This is a genomic window from Glaciecola nitratireducens FR1064 (assembly GCF_000226565.1).
GTDB lineage: Bacteria > Pseudomonadota > Gammaproteobacteria > Enterobacterales > Alteromonadaceae > Glaciecola > Glaciecola nitratireducens.
In genome coordinates this window covers 4,048,566-4,064,143 of the sequence record NC_016041.1, presented here as the reverse complement: position 1 = coordinate 4,064,143, position 15,578 = coordinate 4,048,566, and the positions used below count along the sequence as shown (strand labels likewise).

Below are 15,578 nucleotides of genomic sequence, written 5' to 3'. Positions count from 1 at the left end.
TGGCTTAAGTAATAGTAAGTTGGTAACGGTCGCAATATTTGTGTGCTCTTCTCTTTATCGTAGTTTTCACATCAATTGGGCTAATGCAATCAGTCGGCGCGCCCGTTGGGCAAGGATGTGACTTAGCCGCAGCTTGTGGTGAATATTCAGTGATAGCAAGCATACTAAATAACTGTTTGCATATACAGTATTTTGTTTTGTTGTTCATCTATTGGACTTTTTGTTTACTCACCCAGTTAAAGTATTCAGCCAGTGCAGGTTCATTTTGAATAGCGTCGATGTTATTAAGCTGTTTGGCTAGCTCCATTTCTGAAAAGCGCTTGTGTAAACCGGTGTGACACTGCCTGCAAATATCAATGCCAGCTGCGAGTTCAGGTTTGCTGTAGTGCTTTTTGAAAAACGTACGGCGATGCATTTTCTTTGGGATCAAATGATGAAAGGTCAAAAACGTTTTTCGTTTGCATAGTAAGCAAACACCGAAATCGGACCTTCTTGGAAATTTTCTAGTAAGCAATACGTCCAACTTAGTTTTATATTCGTAACACAACAGGTAAAGATGAATTAATATCAACTGCCGGCAATATACAAATGAGCGCTGCAGCAGAGTAGACCAATATTCTTTACGCCGGCAAAGTCAAAAAAGTGCAGTGTTTTTTTGAGTAAAGTATTTAAGAGATACATATTAACAAGGTAGAGAAATGAGTCTAACTAATGCTGAGAAATTTGAATGTCCGTATTGTATGACATACAACGATTTGGAGATTGATGAAGCGAACGACGTTGGTCAACAGCAAATAGTTGATTGCCAGATTTGCTGCTCTCCTATCGAGTTAAGCATCATAGATAACGGATTTGGAATTGAAATTATCGCCAAAAGGGACGATGACTGAGATGAATAAAAAGTTGGTTAATGCACAAGCAAAACACTTTAATGCGAGTGACATCGATAATATGGTACAGCGCGTTAGAGCCAATTTTATCAATTCATTATCCGGCTTTAAGAGCGGTAACTTGATAGGCACTCGTTCTGCTAGCAAAAAAGACGGTACAAAAGGCGTCGATAATCTTGCCGTGGTGAGCTCGGTATTTCACATTGGGGCGCACCCGCCCCTTTTGGGCATGATAATGCGCCCGCACACTGTGCCTCGCGATACGCTGCAAAATATTAAAGATACCGGCGAATATACAATCAACCATATTTGCGCTTCAATGGTTGAAAAGGCGCATCAGACGTCAGCCAGGTACGATTTCGAAGAAAGTGAATTCGAAAAAATAGGGTTAACGCCGCAAATGACTGACCAAGTGAAGGCGCCTTATGTCTTAGAGTCACACATTAAACTGGGCATGCAGGTGCAGGATATACAGCTTCTGGCAATTAACCAGACAGAGCTTGTGATTGGGCAGATTGTTGAGGTAATTGTTGAACCTCAATGGGTGAGTGATGATGGCTATGTTGATATTGAAGCTGCTGGTTCGGTGGCAATTTCTTCATTGGACTCGTATCATTCCACTCAACGGATCGCTCGGTATGGATATGCTAAAGCGAATGAGAAATTACATACCATTCCGGTAAAGAAGACCTAACGGGAGCATCAGCATGATACCAAATTTAGATCAGTTATTATTAGTTTGCGGCATTGCTATCGGCGTTGTCGCGCTCATCGTTTGGTTACTCGTCAAGCTACCCAGCGACGAAAGCTCTGTTGATGATGAATAGTTATTTGTTGCACAATTAGAAACACAAATTGACGTATTCGCAGCAATTAACTTTTTATTTAACTAGATCGATCCGGATTGTTTGTGTATAAGTATATATAGAAGTAATTAACAACTTCGTTAGACTCACGAACTCGCCTTTATTGGCGAGTTTTTGCATTTTAGGGCTAACGTAAAAGAGAATCATTATTATTTTCGTCTACAAATTGGGATACGCACTATGAACAATGTTAATCGTCGCGACTTTTTAAAATTATCAGGCTCAACTCTTATCGGTTTAACTTTAGGCGGCGTTGCACTTCGCGCGAACGCACAAGAACAAGTTAAATTAGATGACCCAACTGCTGTTGCTTTAAAGTACGTGCATGAGTCAAAAGTAGAAGGCAACAACTGTGCAAATTGCCAATACATACAGGGTGAAGCAGGCCAAGAATGGCGTCCATGCGGTATCTTCCCAGGTAAAGTAGTGAACGCGAAAGGCTGGTGTTCTGCTTGGATGAAAAAAGCAGGCTAATTTGCGAAACGCAAACCGCTAGCTCCAATGATAAGAAAGGCTGCTTTATTACAAAGCAGCCTTTTTTGTTTCTATTTGACGAGATAACGAGTCATACAGCTAAAACGTAAGCAGCGAGCTCGCAAATAATGAGCTCGACGCTGAGCGCTTGAACTGCTTTATCAATTTTACTTCAAAGGACGCATCGCCTCTTTAAAATACGGTGTTTCATATGCGCCACTCGCAAAGCTAGGCTTCACCATCGCTTTGGTTTCTTTTTCATACTGATGCGCTAAGTTCAATAGTAATGCCTCGTCCCACGCTTTGCCTATAAAGCTCAGGTTAATCGGCAGCCCTTTCATTGTTCCCATAGGGACACTTACATGAGGGTAACCTGCAACCGCTGCCAACCAACCTGCCCCGGCAGAGCCGCCAGCAAAACTATCACCATAAACTGGGTCAATTAAGAATGCAGCTGTTTGGCTAGGCATTATTATCGCATCTACTTTGTATTTTGAGAGCAGTAAGTCAATACCTTCCTTTCTAGTCGCGTTTTGCAAAAAAGCCACGTTTTCTTGATATTCATCATCGTAACCTGTGGTCGCTTGCGAACGGACAAACAAGCTTTGGTCAAAAATAACCAACTCACGCTTGCTATTATCATTGAAGGTAATGAGGTCGGCTAATGAGCGCGTTTTAACTGCAGGCGCTGCATTTTCCAAATACAAATTTAGCTCATGCTTAAATTCAGTTAATAGTACGTTTAGTGCTTTGCCCCAAAAACCTTCCGGCGTCTCGAACTTGTCGATGGTTACCAATTCGGCACCCAATGCTTCCATGGTCTTTGCTGAAGATTCGAAAGCGTTGATAATCGCAGGGTGATTACCTTGCACCGCCGTAAATACACCAATACGCTTGCCCTTTAGTGGTTTGTCTAAGCCAATTGTATAGTCGCTCTTGCGCTCGTCAGCTAAGCTTGTATAAGGGTCTGCTTTATCCGTGCCGGCCATGATTGACAGCATAAGTGCGGCATCTGCAACAGAACGCGTCATTGGGCCCGCTGTATCTTGCGTGACAGAAATCGGCACGATATGGGTGCGCGACAACAATCCCACGGTTGGCTTCACGCCCACTATGCCATTCATTGCTGATGGGCAAATGATAGAGCCGTTGGTTTCTGTACCAATTGCTAGTGAGGCGAACTGAGCGGCCATTGCAGCACCCGAGCCAGACGATGAGCCACATGGTGTGCGATCAAGGCTGTGAGGGTTGCGTGTTTGGCCGCCGATGGCGCTCCAACCACTTACCGAATCGTTCGAGCGAAAGTTTGCCCACTGTGACAAATTAGTTTTACCTAAGATTATTGCGCCTTCTGCTTTTAAACGAGCAATGATCGGTGCGTCGCGCTGGGTATTATTGTCAGTCAAAGCAGTAGAACCTGCGGTTGTGGGCAGCTCACTGGTTTCAATATTGTCTTTAACTACTATTGGAATGCCGTGCAGTCGACCTACGGGTTTACCTGCCGCTAGGTCAGCGTCTTTCTGTTTTGCTTCTGCTTGTGCGTTAGGATTTAGCGATAATATCGACTGAACATTTGGCCCCTGTCTGTCCATAGCGTCGATGCGAGCTAAATAAGCCGAAACAAGTGCGCTTGAGCTAAGTTTGCCCTCCCTGATTAGTTTTGCCTGTTCGCTTGCGCTAAGTTCTAAAATTAAGCGTGTATCCACAGTATCAGCGTTAATCATGTCTGTAACGTTTGGCGCAATTTGAGCACTCATTGGGGCACCAATAAATTGCTGTTGTTCGTTATTTAATGCGAGAGCGTTCATTGAGAATAAGCTCGTTGAACTTAACAAGCAAAACAGCAGTGTTGGCTTATTTAAGCGAAAACTACCATTCTCTTTCAATATATTGGCTAATGGATTCATCCATATTCCTTATTATAGTTTTTTGTATGGGCCTTTTTGGCGATTTATTGTGACTTGCGTAATTTCGTGACTCACGTAATGTAATCGAATCTGGTGGCGCGGGCTACCACTAGAAGATTATAAATAAGTGTAAATAAAAGCAAGCATATAGAAAAACTCCGCACCGGACAGTGTCAACCACAAAGGCAGTCCCAGCAGTTATTTGTGGCACAATAGCTGATTTCAAGACTGTGTTTTGACGGTATAAAAAAGGGCAAGGAAGAAGCACTATGACTAAAACAACGAATCAAGATAAGCATGAAAAACTCAACTATGTTGAGTTTGCGGCAAAGGATCTAAAAGCCACAAGCGGCTTTTTTCAAAAGGCCTTCGCATGGCAATTAACTTGGTATGGTGATGATTATGTCTCATTTAGTAACGAAGGGCTTGATGGGGGCTTCTATTGTGCAGATTTGCAAACGCGCGAAGATCAGGGCGGAGCTCTTCTCATTTTTTATTCTAATGACTTAGAGTCTACGATGCAGAAAGTTGAAAATGCGGGTGGGGAAATTACTAAACCCATATTTGCTTTCCCAGGAGGCCGACGTTTTCATTTTCATGAGCCAAGTGGCAATGAGTTTGCAGTATGGTCTGATCTCGGCTTAGAAGATTAATTTCTGTGTGCAGGGATCAGCTTTCTGGCCAGTGCGACTGCATTTTTTCAAATAAGTCATGCAGTGCTTGTACATTGGCATCATCGGTTTTTGATAATACGTAGGCCACGGCTTCAAGTGTAGAGAGGCCATTTTTTACACTGGTTTTGCGAATACGATACTGTCTTGGTATTGACTCGTCGAAATGATAATTGGGTAAACGCTGCAGCCAATCATGACTCAAATAAAGACGCTTGGCTTTGCGCCAAGTGCCATCAATGAAAAATACATGTTTGATTGAGCAAGTGGTTTCCGGCGCTTTTTCCTGTACCTCATTTAAAGCTGTTTCTGAATTTGACGAAACATGGATTTCAAATGCGCTGCTGCTGTTTGATGGAAAGAACAGGGCAAAGTCGGCTGGATTTTTAATGCAGGCTGTTTCAAGCTTGCGCATACTTTCGATATCGTCGCTTTTCACAATGGATATCTTGCTCAAACTTAATGCCAATAGACGGGCCGTATTCTTCGCATTATTAACTTCATTTTTATCTTGCAGGATAATCACGTTCGTCTCATTTTCAATATGAGTCAATACCGAACAAACACAGGTTTTGAGTGGGTATTGGCAATTACCGCAAACTTTTCGCCTGCTAGGCTCTTTTTGTCCACCAAGTGAATCTGGTGTTCGGCCCGTTGTTTCTTGAGGGCAAATTGTGGGTTTGGACAAAGTATAGGTATCCTTATGACCTGATCGCTTGTTTGGCATTGATGGCGATTTCTGCATAAAACCGTTGTAGAAAAAGCCGATGGCATTTAGGCTATGCTTATCGTAACAATCACAGTATATAGAATTAGATAATGACAGAACAAACCTATTTAAATATTGCGGTGCTGACTATTTCAGATACTCGCAGTGAAGAAACCGATACGTCAGGTCACTACTTGGTTGAAGCCGTGACCGACGCTGGCCATCGCATCGCAGACAAACAAATTGTGGTTGATGATGTGTATAAAATTCGCGCGGTCACCTCAGCTTGGATTGCGGACGAAAATATTCACGCTATTGTAACGACCGGTGGCACTGGGTTTTCAGGTCGCGACTCAACACCTGAAGCTATGTCCGTGTTATTCGACAAGCACGTTGAAGGTTTCGGTGAAGTGTTTAGAGCTATTTCTTTAGAAGAAATTGGTGTGTCGACTATTCAGTCCCGAGCTCTAGCTGGATTAGCCAATAACACCGTGATTTTTTGCGTTCCTGGTTCAACGGGCGCGTGTAAAACTGCATGGAATAATATTATTGAAAAACAATTGAACAGCGCGTATCGACCTTGTAATTTCGTTGGTCACTTAACTGAGAAGTGGACTAAATAAGCGAAACACCGTGTCTTATTTATGCGTGAATGAAGAACGCTGAGTAAGAACGCGGAGTAAGAACGCGGAGTAAGAGTGCTGCTTAAATGCAGAAAGTCGCTTATGTGTAGAGCGTAGCTTAGGTGTAGAGTTCGAAAGGTGCAGCTTAAATCGTTTGTCGGCTTAGTGAAACGGCAACACAACTCTCACGGCTAAACCGCCTTCATCTTGATTGTACAAACCTATTTGGCCGTGATGCGCGTCGGTGATTTCGCGACAAAGCGCAAGGCCGAGGCCGCTACCGGCTGGTTTGGTCGAATAAAAGGGAATCAGCGCATTGGCCATAACAGCATCGGATATGCCTTTACCCTTGTCTATAACGGTAATACACGACTCTGATTTTCGTTGTTCAAGTTTAATGCTTATCTCATCTGGATTTGAACCTGATTCGTACGCATTTTTAAGTAAATTTATCAGGAGTTGCTCTAATTGAACTGGATCAGCATAAACAGTCTCTGCATAAACAGTCTCATCTTGCTCTGACAAGTCGATAAACTGCCACTGTGACTTAAGTTTACTCAACACCGTGTGCCAGTCGTTCGCCTGAATTTTGGGTTCAGGTAACTTTGCAAACTTGCCGTAGCCTTGTACAAAGTCACTCAAGTGCTTAATCCGTTCATCGATTGTCGAAAACACCCTCGCTAAGCGAGCTTCTTCAAGATTTTCGCTGAGTATTTTTCCGCTGTGCAGCATTGAGGAAATCGGGCCAAGTGAGTTATTTAATTCGTGACTGATCACGCGGATGACTTTCTTCCAAACAGCAACCTCTTGTCGGCTAAGCTCTCGCGTCATCTGCTTTATGATAAAAAGTGTGTGTGACTGGTTGTTTAGTGAAAAGCTGCCTAACGACATATGCCATGTTTGAGGTTCATTGGCGTCAACCACTACTGTGAATAAGCCTTCTCTACGGCTATCAATAGCTACTTCAGCACCTCTAGGCGCGTTTTCTAGTAATGTCGCCAAGAGTTCTCCATCAATGCCCTTTGGACGCTTGAAGAAGCGTCGCGCGGCGATATTACTGAAGATAACTTGCTGAGTGTCGTTAACTAAAAACAAAACCTCTGGCGAGCTTTGAGTGACTTTATCTAATAGAAGCTCTCGTTGATATAGCCAGTGTTTTTCTGCTCGAAGCTGAAGTGCGGTGCTATTGTAAAGCTCACAGAGCTTTCCTAGCTCATCTTTGTTTTGATAAGAAAGTGTGGTCGCATATTCACCGTCTTTTAAATTTAGCATTCCCAGCTCAAGAGCGGATAAGCCTTCGCGAATATCTCTTAACAAAAAACGAGCGAAAACAACGCTAAACATCACCATTCCTAATGCAATGGCTATTTTCGCATTCAATGGCAGCACGCTAATAAAGAACAAGGGAATGGTGCAAATGGCACTTACGATGGCAACAATCGCTAAAATTCGAGGTAGAACATTTGCAAACATTAGTAAGGGATACCGTATTTGTCTAAACGTCGATAGAGGGCTTGTCTACTCATGCCGAATTTCCTAGCAACACGAGCAATCACGCCTTGAAGTTCACGCATTGCGGTTTCCAGATCTTCTTTTGTCGGTTCTGCAGCGATAGTTTGTGGGCTGCGAGCCTCATTCGCAGTATTTGAAGAGCTTTGCTGATGCATTGAAAACGCAAAATCATTCGCTTCAATTACACCTGTTGGTTTTAAAACTGCCACTCTCTTGCACGTGTTTTCGATTTCTCTGACGTTACCCTGCCAACTGTGTTTTTTTAATTCATTTTCAGCCGACAAGCTTAATTTACGACTAGGTAAAAAATGGCTTACCAAAGGCATGATGTCATCGATTCTTTCTGCCATAGACGGCACTTGTAATTCAATAACGTTGAGTCGGTAATATAAGTCTTCGCGGAATTCACCAACGGCAATTGCGTCTTGTAAATTACTGTTAGTTGCTGAAATGACGCGTACTTTGGTTTTTATCGTGTTAACCGAGCCGAGGCGCTGAAATTCGCCAGTTTGAATTACGCGTAACAATTTAGTTTGACCAGAATAAGGTAAATTACCTATTTCATCTAAAAATAAAGTACCGCCATCAGCGGCTTCGAATAAGCCTATACGCTTTTTATTCGCTCCCGTGTATGCCCCGGCTTCTGCGCCAAATAGCTCAGCTTCGATTAGGTCAGCGGGCAAAGCGCCGCAATTGATTTTTATGAATGGGCCACTGGCTATTTGTGAGTGAGCTTGTATTACCTCTGCTATTTTTTCTTTACCGCTGCCATTCGCACCGGTAATGAGCACGGAAATATCCGACTTAGCCACTTGAACAGCCATATCAACAACGCGCTGCATCGCTGAACTTGCGTAAATAAGGCCAATGTTGTTGGCTGCAGTTTGAGTATTCGCGGTTGCATCCTGCTGGCGCTTTAACTTTTCGGTCGCTTGATTTGCTTTGCCCAGTGCAACGAGATTGGCAATTGTATTAAGCAGCTTTTGATCGTCCCAAGGTTTGGCAATGTAATCCACCGCGCCAGCCTTCACTAATTCAATGGCTTGCTCTAGGTCGGTCCAAGCCGTAATTAAGATAACCGGTAAATGCGGGTCAAGTTCGCGCACCTTATAGAATAAACTTTTTCCTTCTTCACCTGATGTGGTGTCCCCAGTAAAGTTCATGTCTTGTATTACAAGTGATACGCGTAACTGATTGACATACTGTATTGCTTGTTCTGGGGAGGTGGTTGTGACGACGTCATAGCCATGAATTTCAAGCAATAAAGATAAGGCTTGAAGCACTGCAGGCGTGTCATCAACAATTAATATCTTGTCCATTTTCCACTCATTGTTTTAGTTACGTCCTTTGTTGAAAAAGTTAGCGTTTATCAGCAAAACCCTAACTTATTCGAGAGCCTACCAACTTCGTTAATCAAATACTACGAGTTGCAATGCTCGGGGATATATTTGCCGCTCTGTTGGCTGGCATAATTACTGACAATATACTAATAATCACGACGAAAACCACCGTAAACACAATGTACAAAATATCGAGCGCCGGCAGCGAATAAAAATTAAGCAAGCTCTGTCCTAAAAATATAGCGGCTATTGATCCTACCGCGGTACCAGCTGAGCAGATGATAATGTTTTCGACTAAAAAATAATTAATGATAGCCGATTTTCGAGCACCTAGGGCCCGGCGAGTTCCAATCTGTTTTGTACGCTTATTGATGTTGAATACAGTCAAACCAAAAATACCTAAGGCTGTGACGGATAGCAATACTACAATGAGCACCACTAGCATGCGTAACATAAGAGTGTCGGCAGCATTATACATTTCCTTTGCTTCATCCATGCCGCGTAAGCCGACGATAACTCGCTTGTTTTGGTCCTCCAACATAATATCTTCAATTTGACGCATAATGGCAGCGCGCTGGTCTGGATCGGTTCTTACAATTATCTTTTGAAAAGTTGATGCACCCACAAAAGGAATAATAGCAACATTGTCGGGACGACTATCTTTTAGCCAAGGACCCATCATTTTTTCAGTTATGCCGATGATTTCTAGTGGTGTGTCTCCAAAATATACAGTTTGTCCAAGCGCGTCTCCAGAGGGAAATAATTCGTCAGCTAGCGTTTTCGTTAGCAATACGACCTTGGGAAAGACTTCTCGAGTTTGTGATTCGATAACTTCGTCAGCTCGAATGTTACGACCTTCAATCAAACTAATGCCCAGCGTGTCTAATGCATTCTCGTCAGCCATATAATAAGCTGCTCTCGAATCTTGTCCGCGCTCGTTTGCTGGCTGCAAGCCAAGGCCTGTTGCCGAGCCACTGCCCGAAACAGGTACGGCATTAAATAGGCCTGCGTTTTTAACTCCAGTAATGTTTCTTAACATTGTTTCGGTTTCTTCAAACTTCTGCGTTAAATCGAGTGTTTTATCAAAAGACATGACGCTAAAACTGAATATCTCATCCTCCGGATAACCAGTTTCTTGAGAAAGATACTGAATGCGATCAAATATGATAGATGCGGCATTGCTGACGATCATGGTGGTCAATGCAATCTGAACTAGCAGCATCAGAGCGCCCGCTTTTGAGCGCAGCAGTGAATTAAATATCGGTTTAATTTCCAACATGATAGCTCCTATTGTGTTTTGAGGTAGATTGCGGGTTGCGTTCTACAGACTAACCAAGCGGGATATAGCCCAGCAATAATACAAGCGCTGATGGCAATCGTTGGTGCGGCTAATAACATACTTAAGTCCATTGTAGCCAATGCATTGTACTCGTTGCTGGTTGAGCGAACTCCCCACAAACCAAGCTGGGCAATGGCAATACCAAGTAAACCACCTAAGAATCCTAGGAGAGAGACTTCAACTAAATGCTGTAGAAAAATCTGTCTCTTGCTTGCCCCTAATGCGCGGCGTACACCAATTTCGGGTGCTCGGCGTAAAAACTTTCCTAATAAAAGTCCTAATATGTTTGCTAAACAGACTGCAAGGAAAAGAAAGCTGAGACCTAGAAGCACTTTATTGTCGGTAGTTACAACATTGTTGTATTCCATCCACTCATTCACATTTTGAAGATTAAATTCAGGGACCGCGCGATTGAATCTGCCTAATTGTCCCTGCTCTTCTAAATAAGCCTGTAAGTAATTTCTGTAACTCTGCACTTCGGCTGTTGTATTGAGTTCTGCCCAGAACTGCAGCCAAAATATTTCAGACTGGAGTTGGCCTTCGAACGTGGTAACGGCTTCGTGCTTCCATCCGTTGTTGTTACCCCAACTTGCTATTTGCATCGGGGCAACCAGCGTAATTGGAATAAACATCGGCTCCGGCGAGTCAAACGCACCATTGTTTAGATCGTAATACTTGGTATGCGAGTCCCACTGCTTCATAACGCCAACTATGGTGAAAACGGTGTCATCAAGATAAACCTGTTTACCGACTGAGCTTACACCACCGAACAAACGGTCGTTAAGCTCTTCGTTTATCACGACAACCGGGGCTGAGGAGTTCTCTTGCTCTAGTGTCCAGGCACTGCCGTATACAAAGTCGCGCTCAAACATTGGGAAGAAGTCGCGGCCAATAAGGCGAGCATCCGAAAGAAATGGCTTTAATTCCTGATTATTTAAATGCACGGTAAAACCGGAACGCATGGAGGCTGTTTTACGTGTTGGCGTTTCTGCGTTATGCAGTGCCATTGCGTCTTTGTATGTCAGCTGCAAAGGGACATTATCTTCTGTCCACCAGTTAGTGCCATCATCTGTGGTGTTAAGCTGCACGGCAAAAAGCTGTTTGCTTTTTTGCGGAATAGGATCCATCGACATCATGTGATATACCGACAGGCTGGTCATCGTAATACCAATACCGACAGCAATTGCTAGTATCATTAAAAATGACACCAAGGGAGTGCGCTTTAAACTGCGCCAGCTCAAATCAATGTAATGTAGTAGCATGTTACACCTCAACTGCAGGATGGCCTGCTTGGGCAGCAATAGTATCCATAGTTTTATTTTGATAAAGCGTAAAGTCAGCCAACTGTCCGTCAACCACCTGTATATTTCTTGGTGCACGGCGAGCTAACTCTTGGTCATGCGTAACCATGATGATAGTAGAACCTTCACGGTTAATATCTTCCAGTAGCTCCATCACTTGGCGGGCCATCAAGCTATCAAGGTTTCCGGTTGGTTCATCGGCAAGTAAAAAACGTGGTTCGCCGGCAAGTGCTCTAGCAATCGCAACACGCTGCTGCTGTCCGCCCGAAAGCTGCTGTGGTAAATGCTTGGCTCTACTGGCTAATCCAACTTTCTCTAGGCACTGTTCAATACGGCGTTTTCTCTCTGCGGACTTAATGCCGCGATAGCGAAGAGGCACTTCAATATTCTCATATAAATTTAAGTCAGGAATTAGGTTGAAACCTTGAAAGATGAAGCCTATTTTTTGATTGCGCAAATCGGCGCGCTGGTTGTCTGAAAGCGAACCTACATTAACGTCGTCGAGCATGTAGTCGCCGCCAGTGAAAGGCTCAAGCATGCCAGCAATATTCAGAAAAGTTGTTTTACCCGAGCCAGATGGACCAGTAACCGCGATAAACTCACCTTCTTGTACCTCTAAGTCGAAGTCACGTAAAGCGTGTGTTTGCACCTTTTCAGTTTGATAAACCTTGCTTATATTTTTCATGCTTAACATTGTTATTTTCCTTGCCTATTTTTGTTCTGTTTGGGCTTGTACCGCGTTTTGCTCTTAATTGAGTAAGAAAGTCTCGGTACCAATAAATTCATCGTAATTTGAGATAATAATTTGGTCATTCGGGCTCAGTCCGGCAAGCACTTCTACTTCACGCATGCTTGTTGCACCTAGCTGAATATCGATTTTTTTCGCAATATTGCCATCCAGTTTGTAAGCAAAAAAACCGCCTGCCTGCATGAAGCTGCCGCGACGAACTTTCACAACTTGCGATTTGTTTTCTAGCAAAACTCGCGCGGATACTTGCTGGTTTTGACGAATACCGGATAACTGCCGCTGATCGAAGCGAACACGCGTTGTGACTTGGCGTTCCTTAACTTCTGGAGAAATGGAGGACAATTTGCCCATCAGCTTTTCACCTGCAATCGTAATTTCTGCCTGCATGCCGATAGCGAGATCGTTGGCATAGCTTTCTGCCACGTTCAGCTCTACTTCGTAAGCACTCAAATCGACGAGGGTCATTAATGCATCGTTTTTATTTACTAATGCGCGAGGTTGAACCAAGAGGTTGCCGACAACACCATTAACGGTCGCTAAAATATTTAACTCGGAAATTTTACGTTCGAGTTCTTCAACAACCAGTGTTTGACGTAATACTGTGCTTTTTGCGCTTTCTAGTTCAAAGGCTAGGCGGTCCTTTGCAATCGCAACTTCTTCCTCTGCATGTTTTTGCGTGAGCGTTGCTCTTGCTAGGTCGTCAACGGCTTTTTCGAAATCGATTTGGCTAATCAGATTGTTTTTCATTGATGCATTAGCGCGACGGTTTTCGCGTTGCGCTGCTTCCAAGTCAACTTGCGCAATATCGAGTAGCTTGGTCAGTTGCAGTGTTTGACTGCGTGCATCGAGCTTTTGTCTCGCTAATTCGCCTTTAAGACGATCCATTTCCGATACTTGCTGCTTGAGTTGGTTGGCAAGCTCAGGGCTATCAACTATCGCAACAACTTGGTCAACAAAAACTTCATCACCCGCTTTTACATTTAAGTTAACGAAGCCTTGCTCTGGGCTATACACTTGGGGTGCATTGGCTGCAACGATGCGCCCATTGGCAACAATATCTCTCACTAAGTCACCTACTTCAACCCTTGCTATTTGCACTGAAGAACGGTCGAAGGAGCGGCTAGCAGACGATTGCCCAAAGAACGCATTAGCAGCTAACGCTATGAACAAGATGCCCACTACCGCAATAACAACCATTTTCTTTGAGTTAGTTTTGGTATCAACGGCAACATCTTGAGCACTGGTATCTTTAATCATGCTCAGCACCTAAATCGTTATTCTCAAAACGTGAAACCAATGCACTGAATATGCTGGCTAACACGAGTACGCAAACTGGAGAAATGAACATATACATCGCTAACATTGTAATACTCCCTAAATTCGTTAGATTTGCAGACTTATACTTAGCTTGTTGCGAGTATTGTGCCAAAAGTTAAGGTCATGATAAGTAAAAGGAATATTTTTATTCACTCTATTGATAAATGTCCGCGGACAGGTAAAGTGTCCGTCGCGGACACTTTTAAATAAAAATCGTTAATATAATAAAACCTATCCAAAAGACCCGATCCTAATTTATTGTGCTTAAGACGGTACTTGCCGATAAATTAACGCTATTATTGCCTCTGAGTATTGTTGTTTTGAGGCATTGATGAAATCACCTGAATTAAGCGTCGCTCTGAAGCGAGCCTGCATGTTTGTTTACCTAATAGTTATTTTGATACCGCTACAAGTGATTGCTCATGATAAAGAAACTACAGCGACCTACTTGGCTAATGAAGGTGTGATGATTTCTGCTGGCGATGTGAAGGTGTTGTTTGACCCATTCTTTCACAATGACTACGGCACATATCAACTCGTTCCAGAGAAAATAATTAATGCAATTATGAACAATACAGCGCCTTACGATAACATCAGCGCTATTTTTGTGAGTCACGCGCATGGTGATCACTTTGCCGAGCAAGATATGCTGGTCTATATGTTGAAGCACCCTGCCGTTAAATTAGTTGCCCCTACTCAAGCTATTGCTGAAATGCAAAAGTTGGCGCAGTTTGACAACATTAAAGACCGGATCACGGCAATCGATTTAGCTTACAAAGACAAGCCGATCAGCTTCGAACTGGATGTAGGTAAAGCGAATAGCGCAAATGATACCGAGATAAATGGCACTGAAATAAACAGTATTGCGGTAGACAGCATTCAAGTTGATGCAGTGCGCATTCCTCATGCCGGCTGGCCAGGCAGAGCGGAGGTAAGCAATATTGTTTATCGGGTAACGATGCCAACAAATGCTGAAGATGATAAACACGAAAGACCCACCTTTATGCATATGGGCGATGCCGATCCGAACGATTCGCATTTCAGGCCCTTGGCTGACTTTTGGGATCAGCAAAAAACGACTGTCGCATTTCCACCATATTGGTTTTTTTTAGACAGCATGGGAAACTACATTTTAGATTACCGAATCAATGCTAATAAAAGTATAGGTGTGCACGTTCCCAAACAGGTTCCGCCAGCTTTGATTCGGTCTGGAAAAGCCTATTTTTCTGCCCCTGGAACGGTGCTTGAAGTGCAAAGTAATGAGCATAAGCACTGATAATCGAATTCAACGAAGCATAAATAGCATGCGTACAGGATTTAGTTTTATCATGCGAAGAATCGAATGCTAGAATACCAACCTATTTACATCATCAGGATAAGATATGAAATTTATTGTGTTAGCCGTAGTCATTGGATTGGCGATATTTTACTTCACCAGAAACTCCAGTAATAAGAAATTAGCAATTGAAAATGTTGCGGCGGGAAAAGCGTTTTTAGAAACCAATAAAGCTAAAGAAGGTGTAGAAGAAACGGCGTCTGGTTTGCAGTATGAAATATTACAAAAAGGCGATGGAAATGATCACCCAAGTGCAAGTTCAATGGTCAATGTGCACTACCACGGTATGTTGCTGGACGGCACTGTATTTGATAGCTCAGTAGATCGCGGTGAGCCGATTAGCTTTCCCTTAAATCAAGTGATTAGAGGCTGGACCGAGGGCGTTCAATTAATGGTTGTTGGCGATAAATTTAGATTCTTTATTCCCGCAGAGTTAGCGTACGGCAACAGAGCAACTGGGAAAATAAAGCCAGGTGCTTTGCTTATTTTTGAAGTTGAATTGTTAGAAATTCAATAACAAAGGAAAGCCGTTTTTCGTCACAATC

Annotated in this window: 16 protein-coding genes; 7 read left to right on the top strand and 9 right to left on the bottom strand. The window is 43.2% G+C overall.

The features are described 5' to 3' along the window. Positions 1–208: 208 nt before the first annotated feature. Entirely contained in the window at positions 209–445 is a 237-nt protein-coding gene (locus GNIT_RS17210) for a hypothetical protein (RefSeq protein WP_238526915.1), read from the bottom strand. A 253-nt stretch (positions 446–698) separates the two neighbouring features. On the opposite strand from GNIT_RS17210, the gene GNIT_RS17205 reads away from it, so the two are divergent. The 3 genes from GNIT_RS17205 (at position 699) to GNIT_RS17195 (ending at position 2,230) form a co-directional block, all read left to right on the top strand. Beyond that, complete coding sequence (locus tag GNIT_RS17205; RefSeq protein WP_014110600.1) at positions 699–890, top strand: zinc ribbon domain-containing protein; 192 nt, start codon at positions 699–701, stop codon at positions 888–890. 1 nt (position 891) lies between these two features. Next, positions 892–1,584: a flavin reductase family protein gene (locus GNIT_RS17200; protein WP_014110599.1), complete on the top strand. Its 693-nt coding sequence runs from the start codon at positions 892–894 to the stop codon at positions 1,582–1,584. Positions 1,585–1,936: 352 nt separating this feature from the next. Next, a complete protein-coding gene (locus GNIT_RS17195) occupies positions 1,937–2,230 on the top strand; it encodes a high-potential iron-sulfur protein (RefSeq protein ID WP_014110597.1) in 294 nt (97 codons plus the stop codon). A gap of 167 nt (positions 2,231–2,397) precedes the next feature. On the opposite strand, the gene GNIT_RS17190 is transcribed toward GNIT_RS17195, so the two are convergent. After that, positions 2,398–4,137 (bottom strand): amidase, encoded by a 1,740-nt coding sequence (locus tag GNIT_RS17190; RefSeq protein WP_014110595.1) that lies wholly within the window; start codon positions 4,135–4,137, stop codon positions 2,398–2,400. Positions 4,138–4,406: 269 nt separating this feature from the next. Here GNIT_RS17190 and GNIT_RS17185 point away from each other — a divergent pair, with 269 nt between their 5' ends. After that, positions 4,407–4,790, top strand: a complete 384-nt coding sequence (locus GNIT_RS17185; RefSeq protein WP_014110594.1) for a VOC family protein — start codon at positions 4,407–4,409, stop codon at positions 4,788–4,790. A 16-nt stretch (positions 4,791–4,806) separates the two neighbouring features. On the opposite strand, the gene GNIT_RS17180 is transcribed toward GNIT_RS17185, so the two are convergent. Next, a complete protein-coding gene (locus GNIT_RS17180) occupies positions 4,807–5,496 on the bottom strand; it encodes a tRNA-uridine aminocarboxypropyltransferase (protein ID WP_014110593.1) in 690 nt (229 codons plus the stop codon). Between the two features lie 131 nt (positions 5,497–5,627). Between GNIT_RS17180 and moaB the strand changes: the two genes are divergently transcribed. Beyond that, positions 5,628–6,140 (top strand): molybdenum cofactor biosynthesis protein B, encoded by a 513-nt coding sequence (gene moaB / locus GNIT_RS17175; protein ID WP_014110592.1) that lies wholly within the window; start codon positions 5,628–5,630, stop codon positions 6,138–6,140. Between the two features lie 162 nt (positions 6,141–6,302). Here moaB and GNIT_RS17170 read toward each other — a convergent pair whose 3' ends face one another. The 6 genes from GNIT_RS17170 to GNIT_RS17145 all read right to left on the bottom strand — a co-directional run bounded on the left by GNIT_RS17170 (position 6,303) and on the right by GNIT_RS17145 (position 13,637). Further along, on the bottom strand, positions 6,303–7,613 hold the full coding sequence (locus GNIT_RS17170; protein WP_014110591.1) for a sensor histidine kinase: 1,311 nt from the start codon (positions 7,611–7,613) through the stop codon (positions 6,303–6,305). Then, on the bottom strand, positions 7,613–8,971 hold the full coding sequence (locus GNIT_RS17165) for a sigma-54-dependent transcriptional regulator (protein WP_014110590.1): 1,359 nt from the start codon (positions 8,969–8,971) through the stop codon (positions 7,613–7,615). Before GNIT_RS17165 ends, GNIT_RS17170 begins: the two co-directional genes overlap by 1 nt. A 94-nt stretch (positions 8,972–9,065) precedes the next feature. After that, positions 9,066–10,271: an ABC transporter permease gene (locus tag GNIT_RS17160; protein ID WP_014110589.1), complete on the bottom strand. Its 1,206-nt coding sequence runs from the start codon at positions 10,269–10,271 to the stop codon at positions 9,066–9,068. Between the two features lie 8 nt (positions 10,272–10,279). Next, positions 10,280–11,593: an ABC transporter permease gene (locus GNIT_RS17155; protein ID WP_014110588.1), complete on the bottom strand. Its 1,314-nt coding sequence runs from the start codon at positions 11,591–11,593 to the stop codon at positions 10,280–10,282. Position 11,594: 1 nt separating this feature from the next. Further along, complete coding sequence (locus GNIT_RS17150) at positions 11,595–12,326, bottom strand: ABC transporter ATP-binding protein (RefSeq protein ID WP_014110587.1); 732 nt, start codon at positions 12,324–12,326, stop codon at positions 11,595–11,597. A gap of 54 nt (positions 12,327–12,380) precedes the next feature. Continuing rightward, positions 12,381–13,637 (bottom strand): efflux RND transporter periplasmic adaptor subunit, encoded by a 1,257-nt coding sequence (locus GNIT_RS17145; RefSeq protein WP_014110586.1) that lies wholly within the window; start codon positions 13,635–13,637, stop codon positions 12,381–12,383. 391 nt (positions 13,638–14,028) lie between these two features. On the opposite strand from GNIT_RS17145, the gene GNIT_RS17140 reads away from it, so the two are divergent. Together GNIT_RS17140 and GNIT_RS17135 are read left to right on the top strand one after the other, a co-directional pair. Further along, positions 14,029–14,973 carry an MBL fold metallo-hydrolase gene (locus GNIT_RS17140; protein ID WP_041246498.1) on the top strand — a complete coding sequence of 315 codons (945 nt, stop codon included), beginning with the start codon at positions 14,029–14,031 and terminating at the stop codon, positions 14,971–14,973. 106 nt (positions 14,974–15,079) lie between these two features. Next, a complete protein-coding gene (locus GNIT_RS17135; RefSeq protein WP_014110582.1) occupies positions 15,080–15,550 on the top strand; it encodes a BamJ family beta-barrel-assembly machinery protein in 471 nt (156 codons plus the stop codon). Positions 15,551–15,578 lie beyond the last annotated feature (28 nt).